The sequence below is a fragment of the Streptomyces sp. yr375 genome (assembly GCF_900110755.1).
Taxonomy (GTDB): domain Bacteria; phylum Actinomycetota; class Actinomycetes; order Streptomycetales; family Streptomycetaceae; genus Streptomyces.
In genome coordinates, this window is the sequence record NZ_FOFF01000010.1 from 29,018 (window position 1) to 48,083 (window position 19,066).

The following is a 19,066-nucleotide window of genomic DNA, read 5'->3' on the forward strand; positions in this document are numbered from 1 at the left end:
CTCTGACGCACCGTCAGAAATCGTGCCAGGGCCGGGAGGTCATCCATGTCACCGTCACCCATGTCACCGCTCGCCGGCAGGACCGTCGTCGTCTCGGGTGTCGGGGTCGGGCTCGGGCATCAGGTCGCCGCCGCCGTCGTACGGGACGGTGGGAACGCGGTGTTGGGGGCGCGGACCGAGGCGCGGCTCGCCAAGAGTGCGGCGGAGATCGATCCGGCGGGGGCGCGTACGGCGTACCGGGTCACCGACATCAGGGACGAGGGGCAGTGCGAGGCGCTGGCGGGGCTGGCGCGGGAGCGGTTCGGCGGGATCGACGCGGTGGTCCAAGTGGCCGCCTGGGACTCGTACTTCGGCGGGGTCGAGGATGCCGACTTCACCACCTGGCAGTCGGTGCTCGACGTGAATCTGCTGGGCAGTCTGCGGATGGTCCGGGCGTGCCTGCCCGCGCTCAGGGCGCGGGGCGGGGCGGTGGTGTTCATCGGAACGCAGTCCGCCGTCGCCGCGCCCTCGCAGGTGCGGCAGGCGGCGTACGCGGCGTCGAAGGGGGCGTTGACCAGTGCCATGTACTCCCTCGCGCGGGAGCTCGGGCCGCACCGGATCCGGGTCAACTCCGTGCTGCCGGGGTGGATGTGGGGGCCGCCGGTGCAGGCGTACGTGCGGTTCACCGCGCAGTCGGAGGGGGTGGCGGAGGACGAGGTGCTGGGGCGGCTCGCGGGGCGGATGGTGTTGCCCGAGCTGGCCACGGACGGGGATGTGGCGGACGCGGCGGTGTTCCTGGCGTCGGACCGGGCGCGGGCGATCACCGGGCAGTCGTTGCTGGTCAACGCCGGGGAGCTGATGCGGTGAGTTCAGGTAGGTGAACTCGGACCACCATGGCGAATTCCTTTACCCCCCTTTGGCCTTACGGTTACTTGTCGTGTCCATGCGGCAGCGCCACGATGAGCCGGGTCGGACGCCGGGCTGAAGCGGAAGCATGGGAGGGCGCGCATGAACGGTCTCGACTGGGCCGTGCTGATCGGCTACTTCGGCGTGATGGTCGCCATCGGCGTCTGGTCGCACAAGCGCGTCGACAACGTGAGCGACTTCTTCACCGCCGGCGGCAAGATGCCCTGGTGGCTGTCGGGCATCTCGCACCACATGTCGGGCTACAGCGCGGTGATGTTCACCGGGTACGCGGGCATCGCCTACACCTACGGCGTCACCTCCTTCGTCACCTGGTCCTTCCCCATCGCGCTCGGCATCGCCATCGGCTCGAAGCTGTTCGCGCCGCGCATCAACCGGCTGCGCTCGCGGCTGCACGTGGCCTCGCCGCTGGAGTACCTGAAGAACCGCTACGACCTCAAGACGCAGCAGGCGCTCGCCTGGTCGGGGATGCTGCTGAAGATCGTGGACGTCGGGGCCAAGTGGGCCGCGATCGCCACCCTGTTGTCGGTCTTCACCGGGATCTCCCTCAACCAGGGCATCCTGATCACCGGCGCGATCACCGCCGTCTACTGCACGATCGGCGGCCTGTGGGCGGACGCGCTCACGGAGTTGGGCCAGTTCGTCATCCAACTCCTCGCCGGTGTCGCGATGTTCGTGGCCGTCGTACTGAAACTGAACGACAAGGGCATCGGCTTCTTCGGCGTGTGGGACGAACCGGCGCTCCAGGGCCACGGGAAACCTCTGGTGGGGCCGTACGGCACGGTGTTCCTGCTCGCGTTCCTCTTCATCAAGCTCTTCGAGTACAACGGCGGCATGCTCAACCAGGCCCAGCGGTACATGGCCACGGCCAACGCGCACGAGGCCGAGCGGTCGGCGCGGCTGTCGGCGGCGCTGTGGCTGGTGTGGCCGGTGGTCCTGTTCTTCCCCATGTGGATGTCGCCGCTGCTGGTGCAGTCGCAGAAGCCCGACGGCTCCGACTCCTACGGCCTGATGACCGAACAGCTCCTGCCGCACGGCCTGTTGGGCCTGGTCATCGTCGGTTTCTTCTCGCACACGATGGCCATGTGCTCGTCCGACGCCAACGCGATCGCCGCCGTCTTCACCCGGGACTGCGCGCCGGTGGTGTGGCGCAGGGCGCGGACCTGGAACGAGGGGCAGGGGCTGCGCGTCGCCCGGATCACGACCGTCGTCTTCCTCGGCCTGTCCATGGCGGCGGCCACGCAGGTCAACTCGCCCGCGTTCAAGGACATCATCACCGTCGTCATCAAATGGGTGGCCGGGCTGATGGGCCCGATGGCGATCCCGATGATGCTGGGCCTGCTGCGCCCGTTCCGCCGCTCCGGCCCGACGGCCGCGCTGACCAGTTGGTCCATGGGTCTGCTGGCGTTCTGGCTGGTCAACTACCCGATCAACTGGAACGTCGAGGGCGGCGTCCCGCTCCAGTACCAGGTGTCGATCCCGCTGGCCGTGTCACTCGTCCTCTACATCCTCATCGGCTTCCTCAAGCCCGAGGACACCCCGGAACGGCTCGCGATCATCGAGCGCATCAACACGGACGACGACGGCGGTTCTTCGGCGGCGGCGGCAGAGGTACGGTCCTCCAGCCCGTCCGGCGTCTGAGGCGGCCGGCCTCAACTCCCGCCGCTCCTCGGGTACCTGGCCAGCCACCCCGGCGAAGCCCCGCCGGGACCGTGGAGGGCGGGCCCCTGGGTCATCTCCATGGCGAAGTCGTCGGCCAGTTCCAGGATCGTCGGACGGCCCTCCAGCTCGGCCAGCCAGGCCGGCGGGAGGGCCGTCTCGCCGTGCTGCGCGCCGAGGAGCCCGCCGGCGAGCGCGGCGGTCGGCGCGGAGGGGCCGCCGTGGTTCACGGCGAGCCGCAGCCCGTGCCGGACGTCCTCGGCGACGAGCGCGCAGTAGACGGCACCGGCCAGCACCGCTTCCGCCGTCCCCGCCCCCTCCCCCGCACCCACGAGTCGCGTCACCCGCTCCGGCCCCGGCACCCCCTGCCGTACGGCGTCCAGCGCGCGCTGCAACGCCTCCGCCATCGGCTCCTGTCCGGGCCAGACGGCCAGCAGGGCGAGCGCCCGCCGCACCCCGCCGTCAAGACTCTCGCCGCAGGCCAGCGCGTGCACGGTGACGGCGTACGCGGCCGCCGAGAGGTACGCCGTCGGGTGGCCGTGGGTCTGCGCCGCGCACTCGACGGCGAGCTGCGCGACGAGCTGGCTCCCAGCCGACGAGCAGCCCGAACGGCACCGACCGGGGGAGGACCTCCGGTCCGGCCACGCCGGGGCTCTTGGGCGCGTCGAGGGTGCCCATCACCTCGTCGCCGAGCCCGAGCAGCAGGGTCCGGGTCGGGTCGCGGCGGGCGTGCAGCCACTCCTCGTGCGCGAGCCAGCCGTCCTCCTTGCGGCGCAGGTCGGGCCCCCAGTCGCGCTGGGTGGCGGCCCAGCGCAGATACGCCCGGCGCAGATCGGTCGGCGGATGCCGGGCCCCGGTGTCGCGCCGCACCTGGGCGCGGATGAGGCCGTCCACGGTGAACAGGGTCAACTGGGTGAGATGCGTGACCGCGCCGCGCCGCCCGTAGGCGGCGGCCAGGTCCACGACGCCGTCCGGCCCGTGCGCCGCCCGGATCTCCTCGATGCCCAGCCCGTCGACGGGCGCCCCGAGCGCGTCCCCGACAGCCGCCCCCAGCAACGCGCCCCGCACCCGACTACGAAAGTCCTGCTGCTCGACACGCCCCCAGACGGGCCCGCCAGTCGCACCCACCAAGTCCTCCCGGGCACCGTCCGCACGTACGACGCCCGTCACTGTAATCGAACGACGTCCCGTCCCCGACCTGTGAACGGGCTGTCCGGTGGAGGGGTGATGGGGACCTGGTGGGGTAAGGACATTTTCATGACCACCCCCACCTCACGTATCTCACACGCCACACGCGTGCTTCCTCTCACCGCCGCTCTTCTCACCGGAACGGTCGCGCTCTACACCCTTCTCGTCGCGTTCGGGAACATCACCGACTTCGGTACGAACCAGCAGTTCGTGCAGCATGTGCTGGCGATGGACTCGACGTTCAAGGACGACGACCTGATGTGGCGGGCGGTGACGAGCAAGGGGCTTCAGGACGCCGCGTACGTCGCGATCATCGCGTGGGAGACCGTCGCCGGGCTGGTGCTGGCCGCCGGGACGTGGTTCTGGGCGCGGCAGGACTTCATACGCGGGCGGGCGCTGGCCAGTTACGGGCTGCTGATGCTCATGCTGCTCTTCGGCGCGGGGTTCATCGCGATCGGCGGGGAGTGGTTCGCGATGTGGCAGTCGAAGAGCTGGAACGGGCTGGAGGCCGCCACCCGGGCGTTCCTGTTCAGCGGCGTCGTGCTCATCGTCAACCACCTGCCCATCGGCCGTGAGCCGCAGGAGCAGTAGGAACGGCGGGAATCGTAGAAGAGCCCGGTTACTCACTCGACCACTTACTCGACGACCCTGACCCTCGTCCCCGTCTCGCCGAAGGCCCACAGGGCCGTGCCGTCCGCCTTGGGCATCCGGATGCCGCCCGTCCGGGTGCCGGTGGCGGCCGGGGGCGGGGAGGAGCCGTCGACCGCGTTGGAGAACGCGATGTTGACGCCCGAGGTGGCGGAGAAGTACATGACGTGCTCGATCGCGACGCCGTCGGAGCCGGTGACGGCGTCCCGGCGCACCGTCACCGTGTAGCTGCCGATCACCGGGTTCACCGTGCCCGGCCAGACCGCGAAGGTGCGGCGGGCCGTGTCGTCGGCGTCGACCAGCCAGACCCGGTGCTGTCCCAGGGAGTAGACGATCCGACGGCCGGTGCCCGAACTGCCGGGCACCTGGGCCGCCTTCGGGGTGGCCGCCGGTTTCGGTGAGGTCGAGGGGCGCGTGCCCGGGGACGCCGAGGCGCTCGGGCGGTGCGCCGCCGACGCCTTCGGGTGCGGGCCGTTCTCGGCCTGCGCCGTCAGGGCGACGACCGTGGCGATCGCGCCGACCGTCAGGCCGGTGACCCAGGCCCAGGAGGGAAGCCGTCGGGCAGGCACGGGCACGCATCTCCTCAGCTACGGGACCCCTCGGCCAGGAGGGGTCCGATCATCGTACTGTGGGGATCCTGTCCGGCAGTCCCTCAGTACGTCCCTGCCCGTCGCTGCCCGCCCCTGCCCGCCCCTGCCCGCCCCTCAGTCGAGCACCGGGAGCAGTTCCGGCAGGTGGCCGTCGGACGCCGTGGCCGCGCGCTGTCGTTCCTCCGGGACCTCGCCGTACAGCGTCGTGCGCGGGCGGGCCGGGCGGCCGGCCGCCTCCGCTACGGCGATCAGGTCCTTGACCGACTTGTACGAGCCGTACGACGAACCCGCCATCCGCGAGATCGTCTCCTCCATCAGCGTGCCGCCCAGGTCGTTCGCGCCCGAGCGGAGCATCTCCGCCGCGCCCTCCGTGCCCAGTTTCACCCAGCTCGTCTGGATGTTGGGGATGTGCGGGTGCAGGAGCAGCCGGGCCATCGCCACGACCGCCCGGTTGTCCCGCATGGTGGGGCCGGGCCGCGAGATGCCCGCCAGGTAGACCGGCGCGTTGGTGTGGATGAAGGGGAGGGTGACGAACTCCGTGAAGCCGCCGGTCTGTTGCTGGATGCGGGCGAGGGTGCGGAGGTGGCCGAGCCAGTGCCGCGGCTGGTCGACATGGCCGTACATCATCGTCGAGGACGACCGGATCCCGACCTCGTGCGCCGTCGTGACGACCTCGATCCAGGTCGCCGTCGGCAGTTTGCCCTTGGTGAGGACCCAGCGGACCTCGTCGTCGAGGATCTCGGCCGCCGTGCCGGGGATGGAGTCGAGCCCCGCCTCCTTCGCCGCCGTCAGCCACTCGCGGATCGAAAGGCCGGTGCGGGTCGCGCCGTTGACGACCTCCATCGGCGAGAACGCGTGCACATGCATGCCGGGGACGCGCTCCTTCACCGCCTTCGCGATGTCGAAGTACGCGGTGCCGGGCAGGTCCGGGTGGATGCCGCCCTGCATGCAGACCTCCACCGCGCCCAGTTCCCAGGCCTGTTGGGCGCGGTCGGCGACCTGGTCGAGGGAGAGCGTGTACGCGTCGGCGTCGGTGCGGCGCTGCGCGAACGCGCAGAAACGGCAGCCGGTGTAGCAGACGTTGGTGAAGTTGATGTTCCGCGTGACGATGTAGGTGACGTCGTCGCCGACCACGGATCGGCGGACGTCGTCCGCGATGCGGCAGAGGGCGTCGAGGGCGGGGCCGTCCGCGTGGAGGAGGGCGAGGGCCTCGGCGTCGGTGAGCTTCGTGGGGTCGTCGGCGGCGGTGGCGAGTGCCTGCCGTACGTCGGTGTCGATGCGCTCGGGGACCATGCCGGGGGCGGCGGCCTCGCGCAGGGCGGCCCAGTCCCCGTACACCTCGTCGAAGTCGTCGCGGCGGTCGGACGTCCGGCCGTCGGTGTCGATGGTGCGGTGCAGGTCCGTACGGCCGGACGGCACGAACACCTCCTCCGGCTCCTGCCAGGGCCGGCCCTCGACGACGGCGTCGGGCAGGGCGAGGCCGGTGTCCGGGTCGGCCAGCGCGCGCACGTGCGGGAGGAGGCGCGGGTCGAGCCAGGGCTCGCCGCGGCGGACGAACTCCGGGTACACGCACAGCCGTTCGCGCAGGGCGAAGCCGGCCGCCGCGGACTTCGCGGCGAGTTCCTCGATCTGCGGCCAGGGGCGCTCGGGGTTGACGTGGTCGATGGTGAGCGGGGAGACGCCGCCCCAGTCGTCGACGCCCGCGCCGATCAGCCGCTCGTACTCGCTGTCGACCAGGTTGGGCGGGGCCTGGAGGCAGGCGGACGGCCCCATGATCAGGCGGGCGACGGCCACCGTGGCGACGAGTTCGTCGAGTTCGGCGTCCGGCATGCCGCGCATCGCGGTGTCCGGCTTGGCGCGGAAGTTCTGGATGATCAGTTCCTGGACGCCGTGGTAGGCGCGGGAGATCTTGCGCAGCGCGAAGAGCGACTCGGCGCGTTCGTCGTACGTCTCGCCGATGCCGATCAGGATGCCGGAGGTGAAGGGGACGGAGGAGCGGCCGGCGTCCTCCAGGACGCGCAGGCGGACGGCGGGTTCCTTGTCCGGGGAGCCGTGGTGGGGGCCGCCGGGCTCGGACCACAGCCGGGTGGCGGTCGTCTCCAGCATCATGCCCATGCTGGGCGCGACGGGCTTCAGCCGCTGGAAGTCGGTCCAGGACATCACGCCCGGGTTGAGGTGCGGGAGCAGTCCCGTCTCCTCCAGGATGCGGATGGAGATGGCGCGGACGTAGGCGATGGTGTCGTCGTAGCCGTGCGCGTCGAGCCACTCGCGCGCCTCCGGCCACCGGTCCTCGGGCTTGTCGCCGAGGGTGATGAGGGCTTCCTTGCAGCCGAGGGCCGCGCCGCGGCGGGCGATGTCGAGCACCTCGTCCGGCGACATGAACATGCCGTGCCCGGCGCGGCGGAGCTTGCCGGGGACGGTCACGAACGTGCAGTAGTGGCACTTGTCCCGGCACAGCCGGGTGAGGGGGATGAAGACGCTCTTCGAGTACGTGATGACGCCGGGCCGGCCGGCCTCCGCCAGACCGGCGTCCCGCACCCGGGCGGCCGACGCGGCGAGGTCCGTCAGCGCCTCGCCCCGCGCCTGAAGCAGCACGACCGCCTCGCCGACGTCGAGCGCGACGCCGTCCCGGGCCCGTTTGAGAGCGCGACGCATGGAGTTCTCGGTGGGGCCGGGGGTCGGGCGGGGGCCGATTCCGGGGCCGGTTCCGGGAGTCGCGGGAGTCGTCATCCTTTGAGCATACGATCACCCTTTGCGGACGCGGCTTCCACACATTCCCCGTCAGATCCGCGTGAGAAAGCTTATGAGAAGGGTTACTGGAGGTAGGGCGCGTACCCGTCGAGCAGGCGCAGCACCTCCGCCTCCCCCGCCGGCGGCAACTGCACCACGACCTCCTCGATGCCCAACTCCCCGTAGTACGCGAGCTTGCCGGGCGACGGCTGGACGGCGTACGGCACGACCTGGAGGGCGGACGGTTCGCGCCCGGCGTCCGCCCACGCGGCGCGCAGCGCGGGCAGCGACTCGGACAGCCCGCGCCCGCCGATCGGCAGCCACCCGTCGGCGTACTCGCAGATGTGCGCGAACAGCTTCGGCCCCGCGGTTCCGCCGACGAGCGTGCGGGGGCCGGTGACCGGGCCGCGCGGCTTCTGCGCGGGCTTGGGGTGGGCGGTGCTGGCGCGCACGCTCCCGAACGCCCCGTCGTACGCCGTCGGCTCGTCCGCCCACAGGGCCTGCATCAACCGCATCCGGTCCCGGACCAGTTCACGGCGGGTACGCCACTCCACGCCGTGGTCGGCGGCCTCCTCCACGTTCCAGCCGTAGCCGAGGCCGAGGGTGAACCGCCCGCCGGAGAGGTGATCGAGGGTGGCGATCTGCTTGGCGAGGCCGATCGGGTCGTGCTGGGCGACGAGGGTGATGCCGGTGCCGAGCCCGAGTCTCTCGGTGACGGCGGCGGCCTGCCCGAGGGCGACGAAGGGGTCGAGGGTACGGCCGTACTCACGGGGCAGGTCGCCGCCTGCGGGGTAGGGGGTGGTCCGCTCGACCGGGATGTGCGTGTGCTCGGGCAGGTAGAGCCCGGCGAACCCGCGCTGCTCCAGTTCACGGGCGAGGCGGACGGGGGTGATCGTCTCGTCGGTGAGGAAGATCGTGACGGCGATGCGCATGGGCGGGCCTTTCGCTGCGTACGGCTCTTTCGACGGCGGCGTCGCGGGTGAGGTTCTCAGGTGCCGTTCTCATCTGTACCGGGAGAGGGGACGACTGTCCATACCGACTGGTCGGCATCACGGAAGGGAAACACAGCGAAACGCAGCGAAACTCAGGGGTACGGAATTCAGTTGCCGTTCACGCGGGGCGGGGACACTGACGGGCATGTGTGAGGACGCGCACCCCGTCGCACGCCGCGCCCTGTTCCTGACGGGCGCGGCCGCCGTACTCACGTCGGGAGGCATGACCTTCGCGGCGGCCGCCGACCAGAAACAGGAGACACACACCCTCCGGGGCACCCTGCCGCCCGGCGCACCGGACTTCGTCTACGTACCTGTGGAAGTACCCGCAGGAGTACGGGAGTTGAGAGTCTCGTACGCCTACGAGCGGCCCGCGGTCCCGGCCGGCACCCCCGGCAACGCGCTGGACATCGGCGTCTTCGACGAGCACGGTACGGACCTGGGCGGGAAGGGTTTCCGGGGCTGGTCCGGGGGCGCGCGCGGCGAGTTCTTCGTCCGGGCGGACGAGGCGACGCCCGGGTATGTCGCCGGCCCGGTGCGCGAGGGCACGTGGCACATCGCCCTCGGCCCGTACACGGTGGCCCCGCAGGGCCTGGCGTACGAGCTGACGGTGACGTTGACGTACGGCGAGCCGGGCCGTGCCGTGCGGCCGTCGTACCCCCCGTCCCGGGCGCGGGGCCGGGGCCGGGCCTGGTACCGGGGCGACTGCCACCTCCACTCCTGGTACTCCGACGGCCGCCGCACCCCCGCCGAGATCGGCGCGCTGGCGCGGGCGGCGGGGCTGGACTTCGTCAACACCTCGGAGCACAACACGCATGCGGGGCACGGGGCCTGGGCCGATGTGGCCGGCGACGACCTGCTGGTGATGCTGGGCGAGGAGATCACGACGAGAAACGGTCACGTCCTGGCGCTGGGGACGGCCCCGGGGACCTTCGTGGACTGGCGCTACCGCGCCCGTGACAACCGCTTCGGCCGTTTCGCCCGGCAGATCCGACGCGCGGGCGGCCTGGTCGTACCGGCCCACCCGCATGCGACCTGCATCGGCTGCGGCTGGAAGTTCGGCTTCGGCGAGGCGGACGCGGTCGAGGTGTGGAACGGCCCGTACACGCCGGACGACGAGGTGGCACTGGCGGAGTGGGACGCGATGCTGGTGGCAGGGGCAAGGAACGCTATGGGTGCCGGTCCCGGTGCCGGTGGCTGGCTCCCGGCGATGGGAAACAGCGACGCCCACCGCGATCCGGACGTCGTCGGACTCCCCCAGACGGTGGTCCTGGCCGACGACCTCACCCGGGAGGCCATCCAGGAAGCCATCCGCGCGGGCCGCTCCTACGTGGCCGAGTCGAGCCGCCTCTCCCTCTCCTTCACGGCCACCGGCGGCAAGGGCGAGCACGCGGGCATCGGCGAACGCCTGAACGTCGCCGCCGACACCCCGGTGACGATCCGCCTGTCCGTCACCGGTGCCCCAGGCTGCACAGTCCACTTGGTGACGGACGGGGGGCTGGTCTTCACCGGCGGCCCTCTGCCGGACGCGGGCGCGGGGGCGGGGGCGGGAACCGGGGTCGTGGAGTGGCAGACGACGGCGTCCTACGCGGCGTACGTACGAGCGGAGATCCGCCACGCACCGACAGCGCCGTCCCTGCCGGGGGCCTTGGCGGCATTCACGAACCCGGTGTTCTTGGGCACCAGATAAACGACTGGCGCGGTCCACGCCGGTGGTGGCGTACTCACCGCACCCCGTCTCCCCCGCAGTCCGCCCACAGCAGCTTGCCGGCCTTCGACGTGCCCGGGTGGCGGAGTACCGAGACGCCCACGTCGTCCGCGCACTCCCGGACGAGGTGCAGGCCTCGGCCGTGTTCGGAGTCCGCCGGCGGGGCCGGGTCGAGGGGGTCTCCCTTGAAGCCGGGCGGGACGCGCGGGTCCGTGTCCCAGACGGCCACGCGGACCCCGCCCGGCTGCGTCGACATCAGGCGGAGGGCGTACGGGCCCGCGGTGTGGAGGTGGGAGTTGGTCAGCAACTCGGCCGCGAGAAGCTCCACGGTGGGGGCGAGGCCGGGCAACTCGTGGGCGGCGAGGATCAGTCTGAGGGCGCCCCGCGCGATACCCGGTGCGCGAGGATCGCGGGGAAGGTGCAGGGTGTAGTTCCAGGACGGGGATACGGTGGCCATCGGAAGTCTCCGGTCACTGAGGGGAGTTGGACGGGTGCCTGGTGTCGATGCCGTGGCGTCCCACGGTGCGCTTCCGGGCGGGGCGCCTGGATATGAAGATAGAGGTTCAGCAAAGGGTCTTTGCGAGATTCCGAAGAATCTCAGCCCTTTCTCCCTCGTGTGGGTGACAAGCTCCCTGGGAGAGTTCTCATGACGCCAAGACCCGCGCCCACGGCCCGACGTGTCCGGCTGGCGACGGAGCTGCGCAAACTCCGCGAACGGGCCGGTCTGACCTCAACAGAGTCCGCACAGCTCCTTGGTACTAGTTCGGGTCAACTGAGCAATGTCGAGTCGGCTCGGTTCGGGGTGAGTCCGGAACGCATCCGTGCGATGGCCAACATCTACTCGTGCACCAACCAGCCCTACGTGGACGCCCTGGCCGGAATGGCCGCGGAGAAGACGCGTGGGTGGTGGTGGGACGCGTACCGCGAGGTGCTGCCGTCGGGGCTGCTCACCCTCGCCGAACTGGAGCACCACGCCACGGCCATCCGTACCGCTTTCACCGCGCACATCCCCGGCATGCTCCAGACCACCGAGCACGCCCGGGAGATCTTCAGCCACGCGATCCCTGCGCCCACTCCTCCCGAGGTCGAGCACCGCGTCTCGCACCGCGTCAAGCGGCAGGACGTCGTGTTCCGGGCGAACCCGAACCCGTACCGCACCGTCATCCACGAGGCGGCCCTGCACATGCGGGTCGGGGGACGACAGGTGGCTCGTGCTCAGCTCCAGCACCTGGTCGACATGAGCGAACGAGATCACATCACCGTGCGGGTACTGCCCTTCGATGTCGGGGCGTTCCCTGGATCAGGCCAGTCCATCAACTATCTGTGCGGCCCCGTCCCGGAGTTGGACACCGTGCAGCTCGACCAGTTCCACGGGCCGGTGCTGCTGGATGCCGAGGCCCATCTGGAGAAGTACCGGCGCCTGCTGGACGTCGTCGAATCCGTCGCCCTCAGCCCCGAGAAGTCGCGAGACCTGATCCGTTCCGTCGCCCAGAACCTCTGAAGGAGCCGAGATGACCACTCCCACCTGGCAGAAATCGTCCTACTGCCAAGAAGGCGAGGCCTGCGTCCACATATCCGCCGCCCCCCACACCATCCACCTCACCGAATCCGCCGACCTCACCCACTCCGTCCTCAGCGCCGCCCCCCGCGCCTTCGACGCCCTCTTGCGCGCCGTGAAGTCGTCCGCCGTGTCGGCGGCTTCAGCCGAGTGAGTCAAGGGCCCTGGTGATGCGCACTCTCGCGGCTGCGCCGTGAAGCGCACTTCGGGACAGCCCGGCGAACGCCTTGAGGTACGCGCGGATCTCGCCGGGTGCCGTGATGTTGACTTCCGCCGTCAGAGTCTCGACCGCCACTTGAACGTCGTCGAAGGCGTAGAAGGCCTCCAGCGGCCACACGGTCCGTCGGGCCGCGAAGGGGATGATCCCCAAAGACACGTTCGGCCGGGACATGACGTCCAGCAGGTACCGGAGCTGGTCGGCCATCGCCGCCGTCTCACAGACACGGTGGTGGAGCACCGTCTCTTCGAGCAGCAGGGCAAACCGATGGTTGCCCTCGTAGACCACACGGGAACGGTTCAGGCGGGCCTGTACGGCGTCGTCCACGTCGTCAGGGGTGTTCTGGAAGTCCGTGATGGACCGCAGAAGCCCCGTTGCGTACCCGGCCGTCTGGAGCATGCCGGGAACCACGTTCGAGGCGTAGACGCGGAAGTGCGTCGTGCGCTCGTACAGCGGGACGGTCTTCTCATGGACGCGCCGCATGCCGTCGCGGTGGATCTGCCGCCAGTGGACGTACATCGACTCGGCGGTGCGGGAGGCGGCGATCAGATCCGCCGCCAGAACCTCGGCGTCGCAGGCCCGGCACCAGGCACGTATGTCGGCATCGGACGGGACGGTCTTGGCGCGTGCGATGCGGGACGCCTTCGACTTGTGCCAGCCGCACCGTTGCGCCAGCTCATGCCCGGTGAGCCCGGCGTCCTTCCTGATCTCGTCCAGACGACCGGCGACGGCCGCGCGTGCGGCCTGGGCCGTGGACAGCGGGGACGTGGGCATGAACTGGCGTACCACGGCTTCTCAGACGGCGTACTTCTGATGCGGGACGGCCCGCTCCCAGACAGCGTCGAACGCGGCCGAGCACAACCGGACGACCGCCGGCTCGTCCACCTGGTCGGTGTGCGCCCAACGGCCTTCGCCGTCGAAGACGTTGAACTGGACCACGCGACCGTCGAAGAGCCAGAAGTCGTTCCCCGGCAAGGCGAGATCCGACGCCTGCCGCCTCGGAAGCCAGCGGATCTCCTCGCCCGCGGCAACATTGGTGAAGGTGAACGAGTGCTCGTATCGGATGTACTCGCTCACCGGCTCGGAGACGACCCTGGCCCGGCGCATGGCAACACCCTTGGCAGTGACCTCCTGGACGAGGTCGAGCCAGGGCCGCCACCAGGACTCTCGGTCGTCCGGGTCGAGCCGGTGACCCCGCTTCCACGCCGTGAACCCGTCGTCCTCGTTCGGGACGGCGTACATGTCCCGCATCTCAAGGTGCACGGCAGAGTGCTCCACGGACCGGATCAGATCAGCGAAGCTGCTCAGGCTCTGCGCCATCAAGTGCCTCCCTCAACAACGGGATCATGCGTCGCGGCAGCCGGATCACGGCCTCATGGTCCGGGAGCGGGCTGTCATGGACGGTCCGGTCGACCGTGTCGGCGTCGGCCTTGACACCCTGGATGACGAGATCCTGCGTGCTCTCGTCCACCCACACGGCCGGGCAGCCGTGATCCCCGGATTCTGGATCTTTCCCGACGAACCGTAGATGCATTGCCCCTCCCCATGTCCAGCCAGTCGTTTCCGGTTGCTTCCGGTTGCTTCCGGTTGCTTCCGGTTGCTTCCGGTTGCTTCCGGTTGCTTCCGGTTGCAGAGCCTCACGGTCTGTCGGCAAGGGCGTCAAGGTCCCGACGGGATGCGTGCAACCGCGTGCAACTTCATGGACCGGCCCGTTCACAGATCCCTACCTTCGTAGCTGATGTTGAACTGAGGCTGCACCGTGCTCACTCCCGAACGGCCGCCTGTCGTCAGTAACGAGCACAAGCAGTTGGGCATGTTCAGCTCTGACGAGGTGCCAGAACTGAACATGCCTCCGGTCACCACGCGCACATGCAGCCACCCGCTCTCGTCCCGTCGGCGGCGTCGGGGACCATGGGGGCAACAGCGCCACGTGCGAAGGAGCCTCACGGACGATGTCCAGTCCCACTGATCGCCGTTTCCGTGCGACCACCGCCGTCCAGCGGTACGTCGCCAACCCGCTCATGCGCCGCCTGCCGTTCCACACGCTTCTGGAGACCACCGGCCGCGTCTCCGGCCTGCCCCGGCGTACCCCGCTCGGCGGCCGCCGGGTCGGTGACAGCTTCTGGCTGGTCTCGGAGTTCGGTGAGCGCTCGCAGTACATCCGCAACATCCAGGCCGATCCACGGGTACGGGTGCGGCTCGGCGGGCGGTGGCACACCGGCACCGCCCACCTCCTCCCCGACGACGACCCGGTCGCCCGCCTGCGTACCCTGCCCCGCGCCAACAGCACGGCCGTACGCGCCCTGGGCACCCAACTGCTCACGGTGCGCGTGGACTTGGCGGACTGACGCGCCGCTAGGAGAGGGCGGTCGGCCTGCGCGGCGGCGGGAGGGCGCGCAGCAGTTCCCACAGGGGACGTGAGCCGGACGCCCACGCTTCGAGGGTGTGGCGGTCGACCACGTGCAGCCGTTGCTGCCCGGCGAAGGTCACGGCCGGCGCGGTCACCCGGCCGTTCGTCACGATCACCGCGACGTCGGCGCCGTGGACCTGGCGTGCGGTTCCGTTGAGTACCTGGAGGTCCGGTGTGCCCACGGCGGAGCCGGCGAGACCGTTGCGGCGGTGCTTGCACTGGATCACCCAGTGCCGCCCGTAGGGGTCGGTGGCCTTCACGTCCGCGCCCAGGTCTCCGCCGCCCCCGACGCGGACGGCGTCCCGGCAGCCGTCACGGCGCATCAGATCCCGCACCGCCTCCTCGAAGCGGGCGTGATGCAGGGCGTCCAGTTGGGGCAGCCCGTACCGCAGGCCCTGTGCGCGGGCCGCTTCCCACCGCGCGCGCTGCTGCTTCTGATGGAGCCGGACGCCGCCGGCCAGCGCCGCGAGCGCGCCGATGACGACCAGGACCCACCAGTGGGCCAGCAGCCAGTTGACGACGGCCACCACCAGGGCGACGGCCAAGGCCGCGGCCACGAGGAGACCGACCAGCCGGTCGTCCGAGCGCCCGCGCCCGCGTCGGGTACGCCGTCGGGCCGGCGGACGCCTGCTCATCGGCCGGCCTGGGTGACGCCGCTCGCGAGCTGCCCGAGGACGTTCAGGATTCCCTGCCCTGCCGGGGTGGGAGCGATCAGGATCCCCAGCGCCAGGACGATGACGACGGTCAGCTTCTCGTCATTGCGACTACGGGAATGCGTACGCCGACGCAGTCGCCATACGACGACGACCGCGAGCAGCACCGCCACGTTGATGGTCAGCAACCGTCCATGCCTCCCCCGACACCGAACCGGCACACCGTGCGTGCGGGCGGTATCGCACCGCCCAGCCCTCTTGTGTAGTCGGGCCCCGATGATGTTGGAGGCGGGTTGCGGACGAATGGCACGAAGCGATCGGACCTGGCCGGATACCGCACCGGCGACTATCGGCCGTCACCGCGCACGGTCACGAGGGAGTCGCCAGGACACAGTCGCGGCGACTCCCTCGTGACTGCGTTCTTCCCGGGATCAGCCGCCGGCCTCGGCAGCGTTCTCGGCACCGGTGGTGTTGTCGGCACCGGCGGCGTTGTCCGCGCCGGTGCCTTCGTCCTGGGCCATGCCGAGGAAGCGGCGTACCGCTTCGAGCGGCATGTCGAGGCCCTCGGACGCGGACTGCTCGTCGCCGAACACCTGCACCGCCTCGGTGACGGCCACGGCGAGTTCGACCTCCGCCCTGCGGGCCTTGGCCTCCGCCTTGTCCACCATGTCGACCACCGCCAACTGACGGCGCTGCTTCTCCTGAAGCCGCTGCTTGCGAGAAGGGGTCTTGTCAGAGTTCTGCACGGACATGACCAAGATCCTAATCAGGAACCGGCACACCCCCGAAATCAGCAACTCGCCTTCCCTCAGGGGCGTTAGCGGCTCCAGGGCCCGACAGCGCGGCCGCCGTGCTCAGTCGCGGCGGATCAGTTCCGGGTCGATGCGGCGGCCCACCAGCGGGAGCGAGCCGAGCGCTGCCGCCGCCAGGACGCCCACCGTGGCGAGGGCCAGCAGGGGGAGGCCCTCCACGTCCCAGCGGATGACGCCGCCGCCGGTGATCAGGTAGCTGGACTCGGCGAGCTTGCCCGCGACCAGGGCCAGGACGAGGCCGAGGGTGAGCGGCAGCACGACCTGGGCGCACTGCACGGCCCGCATGGTGGTGGCCCGCGCGCCGATCAGTGTGACGGCGGTGACCTGGGAACGGCGTTCGACGGCCCGGTCGGTGACGGACACCAGGAAGGCGGCCACACCGATGACCAGGCCCATGATCATGCCGAGGGCCAGGAGGGTCTCGACCACGGAGATCTGCTCAAGTCCTTGGACGTTCAGTCCCACGAGCTCGATCTCGGCGATCGGGGCGACGGCGGCGATGCCGTCGAGGACCGAGCGGACCTGGCCGGGGTCCGAGCTGCCGGCGAGGAGCAGTTCGGCGTCGCGCGGACGGGCGTCGGCGGGCAGGGCGGACGGCGGGACGAGGAGCGCGGTGCTGACGACCATGGACGCGGAGTACGCGTTGATGACCATCTGCTGGGAGGGGATGGTGACGTGCAGCTCTTTGGCCTTCCCCCCGTCGAAGCGGAAGGTGTAGGAGTCGCCGGGTTTCGGATCGGTTCCCGTGCTGGGGTCGACGAGCCGCATCACCCTGCCGTCCACACACCCCTTGGAATACTTGACCATGCTCTCCAGTTGGGCGCAGGTGGCGACCAGAGCCGTGGCCGTGTCGGGGATGCCGGGAGCGTTGAGGTCGACCCAGGAGTTCATCATCACGGCGTGCGCGCGTACGTCGGGTACGTCGGCGAGTTTCCGCTGCTGCTGTGCGGTGAGGGCCGACGGGCTGAGCGAGTATTCCTGCACAGGACCATCCGGGCGGGTGACCTGTTCCAGTTGGATGAGGACGCCCTGGGCGAGCGAGGCGGCGTAGACGAGCAGGACGAGGCCGGTGACCACCCGCATCGTGCTGCCCGGCTCCGCCTCGTTGCGCCGCATCGCCAGGTTGAGGGTCAGGGACTGCGTGGTCCGCGCCACCCGGCGGGCCAGGGCGTACGACAGCAGCGGCAACGTCAGCACGAGTCCGACGCCGGTCAGGACGACGCCGGCGACCACCAGCAGCGCGTTCACGCCGAGGCTGGACGCGGGGTGCCCCAGCAGGCCGGTGGCGCAGAAGCCGCAGACGATGCCCAGGCCGCTGAGCAGCAGCAGACCGCCCCACTTGGACGGGGGCCGCGGCACCGCCGTACGCCGTACCGCGAGCGGGTTGGCGGTCGCGTCCTGCGCGCTCTTGCGGCCGACGAACCAGGCGAGGGCCGGGCAGCCCAGCAGGCAGATCGCGACGGTGGACAGGGACAGGGCGCCGTCGTCCGGGTACCAGCGCAGGCCGGGCAGTCCGGCCCGGGACATCACCTGGTTGAGGACCCAGTACTCGCCGAGTCCCAGGACGGCGCCCAGCAGTGCCGCGACGACGGTCTCGGCGGCGTTGACGCGCTGGGTGCCCTTGCGGCTCAGCCCGAGCAGCCGCAGGGCCGCGAGGCGGCGCATCCGGCTGGCGGCGGAGAGCCGGGCGCAGACGGACAGGAAGATGCCCAGCGGCAGCAGGACCAGCGTGGCCAGGGCGAACCGGACGTCGGTGAGGGTGGACGGATCGACAGCGGGGGACGGGGCGTAGCTGTATCCGAAGCCCTTGAGGGTGCGTGCCTCGTGGGCGATCCGGGCGCGGTCGGTACCGATGTACGCGTACAGCTCGTCGGGGTGGGCGAGCCCGGCCGGGCTGATCAACCCCGCCTCGCGACCCGGCAGCAGTGCCTTGGCGGCGGGCGCGTCGCGCAGCAGTTCGTGCACGCGCGGGGAGACGAACACCTCGCCCGGGGCGGGCAGTTCGCTCAGCCCGGGGGGAGTCGTATGCGCGCCCTCCTTGCCCTCGGCGACGAACACCCGGGTGAACGGCCGTGAGCCGTAGGCGTCGTCGCGCTGGAGGACGAGGGTGCCGTCCGCCGGGCCCTTGGCGGAGGTGACGGGCTGCCGGGCGGCGGTGCGTCCGTCGTGGGCGTGGAGGATCGCCGGGACGGTGAGGACGAGGGCGAGACAGCACACGCCGATGGAGCCGCCGGCCGCCATCAGGAAGAAACGGATGCGGTTGCCGCGCCCCGCGCCGAACAACAGGCGCAGGCCGAGGAGGAATTCGGTCACTCGGCACCCCGTGGGCCGAGGACGCCGTCGGACATCGTGTAGTGGGTGTCGGCCTGGGCGGCGATCGCGGGGTCGTGGGTGACCAGGATGACGGCCGTGCCCTGCGAGCGGGCCAGGTCGAGGAACTCCTTGAGCACGGCGGAGGCGTTGGCGCTGTCGAGCGACCCGGTCGGCTCGTCCGCGAAGACCACGGCGGGCCGGTGGACCAGCGAACGGGCGACGGCGACGCGCTGACTCTGCCCACCGGAGACCTGTCCGGGCCGGCGCTCGCGCAGCTCCCCGAGACCGAGGCGCTCGAGCACCTCGCCGGCCGCCGCGAGGGCGGGCCCCTTGCGCTGCCCGGCCAGCCGCAGCGGCAGGGCGGTGTTCTCCTCGATGGTCAGCTCCGGCAGCAACTCGCCGTACTGGAAGACGAATCCGAAGCGTTCCCGGCGGAGCGTGCTGATCTCGTCGTCGGACAGATCACCGAGTGCCCGCCCCTCGAACCGGACCTGGCCGCGGGTGGCGGGCAGCACACCGGCGAGGCAGTACAGCAGCGAGGACTTGCCCGAGCCGCTCTGCCCGGTGATCGCCACGACTTCGCCGGACGAGATGGAGAGATGGGCGTCCCGGACTGCGGGCTGACTGCCGTAGGAGAGGTCGACTCCCGTGGCAGTGAGTATTTCTGACATGCGGTTGGCTTCCC

At 70.7% G+C, this 19,066-nt stretch carries 19 protein-coding genes and 1 pseudogene; 7 read left to right on the top strand and 13 right to left on the bottom strand.

Annotated features, from left to right (window positions below):
* Positions 1-60 precede the first annotated feature (60 nt).
* Positions 61-846 (top strand): SDR family oxidoreductase, encoded by a 786-nt coding sequence (locus tag BMZ82_RS13135; RefSeq protein WP_093775108.1) that lies wholly within the window; start codon positions 61-63, stop codon positions 844-846.
* A 141-nt stretch (positions 847-987) separates the two neighbouring features.
* Complete coding sequence (locus BMZ82_RS13140) at positions 988-2,544, top strand: sodium:solute symporter family protein (protein ID WP_093775110.1); 1,557 nt, start codon at positions 988-990, stop codon at positions 2,542-2,544.
* An 11-nt stretch (positions 2,545-2,555) separates the two neighbouring features.
* Here BMZ82_RS13140 and BMZ82_RS13145 read toward each other — a convergent pair.
* Positions 2,556-3,690, bottom strand: a pseudogene (locus tag BMZ82_RS13145) (ADP-ribosylglycohydrolase family protein).
* Positions 3,691-3,819: 129 nt separating this feature from the next.
* Between BMZ82_RS13145 and BMZ82_RS13150 the strand changes: the two are divergent.
* A complete protein-coding gene (locus BMZ82_RS13150) occupies positions 3,820-4,341 on the top strand; it encodes a DUF2165 domain-containing protein (protein ID WP_093775112.1) in 522 nt (173 codons plus the stop codon).
* Positions 4,342-4,385: 44 nt separating this feature from the next.
* On the opposite strand, the gene BMZ82_RS13155 is transcribed toward BMZ82_RS13150, so the two are convergent.
* The 3 genes from BMZ82_RS13155 to BMZ82_RS13165 all read right to left on the bottom strand — a co-directional run bounded on the left by BMZ82_RS13155 (position 4,386) and on the right by BMZ82_RS13165 (position 8,650).
* Positions 4,386-4,973, bottom strand: coding sequence for a hypothetical protein (locus tag BMZ82_RS13155; RefSeq protein WP_177244479.1), 588 nt, complete (start codon positions 4,971-4,973; stop codon positions 4,386-4,388).
* 129 nt (positions 4,974-5,102) lie between these two features.
* Positions 5,103-7,718, bottom strand: a complete 2,616-nt coding sequence (locus tag BMZ82_RS13160) for a bifunctional FO biosynthesis protein CofGH (protein WP_093775114.1) — start codon at positions 7,716-7,718, stop codon at positions 5,103-5,105.
* An 83-nt stretch (positions 7,719-7,801) separates the two neighbouring features.
* Complete coding sequence (locus BMZ82_RS13165) at positions 7,802-8,650, bottom strand: LLM class F420-dependent oxidoreductase (protein WP_093775116.1); 849 nt, start codon at positions 8,648-8,650, stop codon at positions 7,802-7,804.
* 205 nt (positions 8,651-8,855) lie between these two features.
* On the opposite strand from BMZ82_RS13165, the gene BMZ82_RS13170 reads away from it, so the two are divergent.
* The gene (locus BMZ82_RS13170) at positions 8,856-10,400 is read left to right on the top strand and encodes a CehA/McbA family metallohydrolase (RefSeq protein ID WP_093775118.1); all 1,545 of its coding nucleotides are present in this window, start codon (positions 8,856-8,858) and stop codon (positions 10,398-10,400) included.
* Positions 10,401-10,434: 34 nt separating this feature from the next.
* Here BMZ82_RS13170 and BMZ82_RS13175 read toward each other — a convergent pair whose 3' ends face one another.
* Positions 10,435-10,875 carry an ATP-binding protein gene (locus BMZ82_RS13175; protein ID WP_093775120.1) on the bottom strand — a complete coding sequence of 147 codons (441 nt, stop codon included), beginning with the start codon at positions 10,873-10,875 and terminating at the stop codon, positions 10,435-10,437.
* A gap of 189 nt (positions 10,876-11,064) precedes the next feature.
* Between BMZ82_RS13175 and BMZ82_RS13180 the strand changes: the two genes are divergently transcribed.
* A complete protein-coding gene (locus BMZ82_RS13180; RefSeq protein ID WP_093775122.1) occupies positions 11,065-11,919 on the top strand; it encodes a Scr1 family TA system antitoxin-like transcriptional regulator in 855 nt (284 codons plus the stop codon).
* A gap of 10 nt (positions 11,920-11,929) precedes the next feature.
* Entirely contained in the window at positions 11,930-12,130 is a 201-nt protein-coding gene (locus tag BMZ82_RS13185; RefSeq protein WP_093775124.1) for a DUF397 domain-containing protein, read from the top strand.
* On the opposite strand, the gene BMZ82_RS13190 is transcribed toward BMZ82_RS13185, so the two are convergent.
* The 3 genes from BMZ82_RS13190 to BMZ82_RS13200 are packed head-to-tail and all read right to left on the bottom strand — an operon-like array spanning position 12,119 to position 13,727.
* On the bottom strand, positions 12,119-12,967 hold the full coding sequence (locus tag BMZ82_RS13190) for a helix-turn-helix domain-containing protein (RefSeq protein WP_093775442.1): 849 nt from the start codon (positions 12,965-12,967) through the stop codon (positions 12,119-12,121). The genes BMZ82_RS13185 and BMZ82_RS13190 overlap by 12 nt on opposite strands.
* 21 nt (positions 12,968-12,988) lie before the next feature.
* Positions 12,989-13,513 (bottom strand): DUF6879 family protein, encoded by a 525-nt coding sequence (locus BMZ82_RS13195; protein ID WP_093775126.1) that lies wholly within the window; start codon positions 13,511-13,513, stop codon positions 12,989-12,991.
* Entirely contained in the window at positions 13,485-13,727 is a 243-nt protein-coding gene (locus BMZ82_RS13200; protein ID WP_093775128.1) for a hypothetical protein, read from the bottom strand. The genes BMZ82_RS13195 and BMZ82_RS13200 overlap by 29 nt, the downstream gene beginning before the upstream one ends.
* Positions 13,728-14,145: 418 nt before the next feature.
* Here BMZ82_RS13200 and BMZ82_RS13205 point away from each other — a divergent pair, with 418 nt between their 5' ends.
* Positions 14,146-14,541, top strand: coding sequence for a nitroreductase/quinone reductase family protein (locus BMZ82_RS13205; protein WP_093775129.1), 396 nt, complete (start codon positions 14,146-14,148; stop codon positions 14,539-14,541).
* 7 nt (positions 14,542-14,548) lie between these two features.
* On the opposite strand, the gene BMZ82_RS13210 is transcribed toward BMZ82_RS13205, so the two are convergent.
* From BMZ82_RS13210 to BMZ82_RS13230, 5 genes are all read right to left on the bottom strand, one after another.
* A complete protein-coding gene (locus BMZ82_RS13210; protein WP_093775131.1) occupies positions 14,549-15,238 on the bottom strand; it encodes a restriction endonuclease in 690 nt (229 codons plus the stop codon).
* Positions 15,235-15,444, bottom strand: a complete 210-nt coding sequence (locus tag BMZ82_RS13215; RefSeq protein WP_093775133.1) for a hypothetical protein — start codon at positions 15,442-15,444, stop codon at positions 15,235-15,237. Before BMZ82_RS13215 ends, BMZ82_RS13210 begins: the two co-directional genes overlap by 4 nt.
* Before the next feature lie 243 nt (positions 15,445-15,687).
* Complete coding sequence (locus BMZ82_RS13220; RefSeq protein WP_093775135.1) at positions 15,688-16,008, bottom strand: hypothetical protein; 321 nt, start codon at positions 16,006-16,008, stop codon at positions 15,688-15,690.
* A gap of 102 nt (positions 16,009-16,110) precedes the next feature.
* The gene (locus BMZ82_RS13225) at positions 16,111-18,381 is read right to left on the bottom strand and encodes an FtsX-like permease family protein (RefSeq protein WP_093775137.1); all 2,271 of its coding nucleotides are present in this window, start codon (positions 18,379-18,381) and stop codon (positions 16,111-16,113) included.
* Positions 18,378-19,052 carry an ABC transporter ATP-binding protein gene (locus BMZ82_RS13230; RefSeq protein WP_093775139.1) on the bottom strand — a complete coding sequence of 225 codons (675 nt, stop codon included), beginning with the start codon at positions 19,050-19,052 and terminating at the stop codon, positions 18,378-18,380. Before BMZ82_RS13230 ends, BMZ82_RS13225 begins: the two co-directional genes overlap by 4 nt.
* Positions 19,053-19,066 lie beyond the last annotated feature (14 nt).

Coding starts and splice junctions, on each gene's coding strand:
- BMZ82_RS13190 (WP_093775442.1), bottom strand. CDS start 12,967: ATGCCCACGTCCCCGCTGTCCACGGCCCAGGCCGCACGCGCGGCCGTC.
- BMZ82_RS13165 (WP_093775116.1), bottom strand. CDS start 8,650: ATGCGCATCGCCGTCACGATCTTCCTCACCGACGAGACGATCACCCCC.
- BMZ82_RS13210 (WP_093775131.1), bottom strand. CDS start 15,238: ATGAGCAGGCGTCCGCCGGCCCGACGGCGTACCCGACGCGGGCGCGGG.
- BMZ82_RS13160 (WP_093775114.1), bottom strand. CDS start 7,718: ATGACGACTCCCGCGACTCCCGGAACCGGCCCCGGAATCGGCCCCCGC.
- BMZ82_RS13220 (WP_093775135.1), bottom strand. CDS start 16,008: ATGTCCGTGCAGAACTCTGACAAGACCCCTTCTCGCAAGCAGCGGCTT.
- BMZ82_RS13230 (WP_093775139.1), bottom strand. CDS start 19,052: ATGTCAGAAATACTCACTGCCACGGGAGTCGACCTCTCCTACGGCAGT.
- BMZ82_RS13170 (WP_093775118.1), top strand. CDS start 8,856: ATGTGTGAGGACGCGCACCCCGTCGCACGCCGCGCCCTGTTCCTGACG.
- BMZ82_RS13200 (WP_093775128.1), bottom strand. CDS start 13,727: ATGCATCTACGGTTCGTCGGGAAAGATCCAGAATCCGGGGATCACGGC.
- BMZ82_RS13185 (WP_093775124.1), top strand. CDS start 11,930: ATGACCACTCCCACCTGGCAGAAATCGTCCTACTGCCAAGAAGGCGAG.
- BMZ82_RS13175 (WP_093775120.1), bottom strand. CDS start 10,875: ATGGCCACCGTATCCCCGTCCTGGAACTACACCCTGCACCTTCCCCGC.
- BMZ82_RS13195 (WP_093775126.1), bottom strand. CDS start 13,513: ATGGCGCAGAGCCTGAGCAGCTTCGCTGATCTGATCCGGTCCGTGGAG.
- BMZ82_RS13180 (WP_093775122.1), top strand. CDS start 11,065: ATGACGCCAAGACCCGCGCCCACGGCCCGACGTGTCCGGCTGGCGACG.
- BMZ82_RS13140 (WP_093775110.1), top strand. CDS start 988: ATGAACGGTCTCGACTGGGCCGTGCTGATCGGCTACTTCGGCGTGATG.
- BMZ82_RS13135 (WP_093775108.1), top strand. CDS start 61: ATGTCACCGCTCGCCGGCAGGACCGTCGTCGTCTCGGGTGTCGGGGTC.
- BMZ82_RS13150 (WP_093775112.1), top strand. CDS start 3,820: ATGACCACCCCCACCTCACGTATCTCACACGCCACACGCGTGCTTCCT.
- BMZ82_RS13205 (WP_093775129.1), top strand. CDS start 14,146: ATGTCCAGTCCCACTGATCGCCGTTTCCGTGCGACCACCGCCGTCCAG.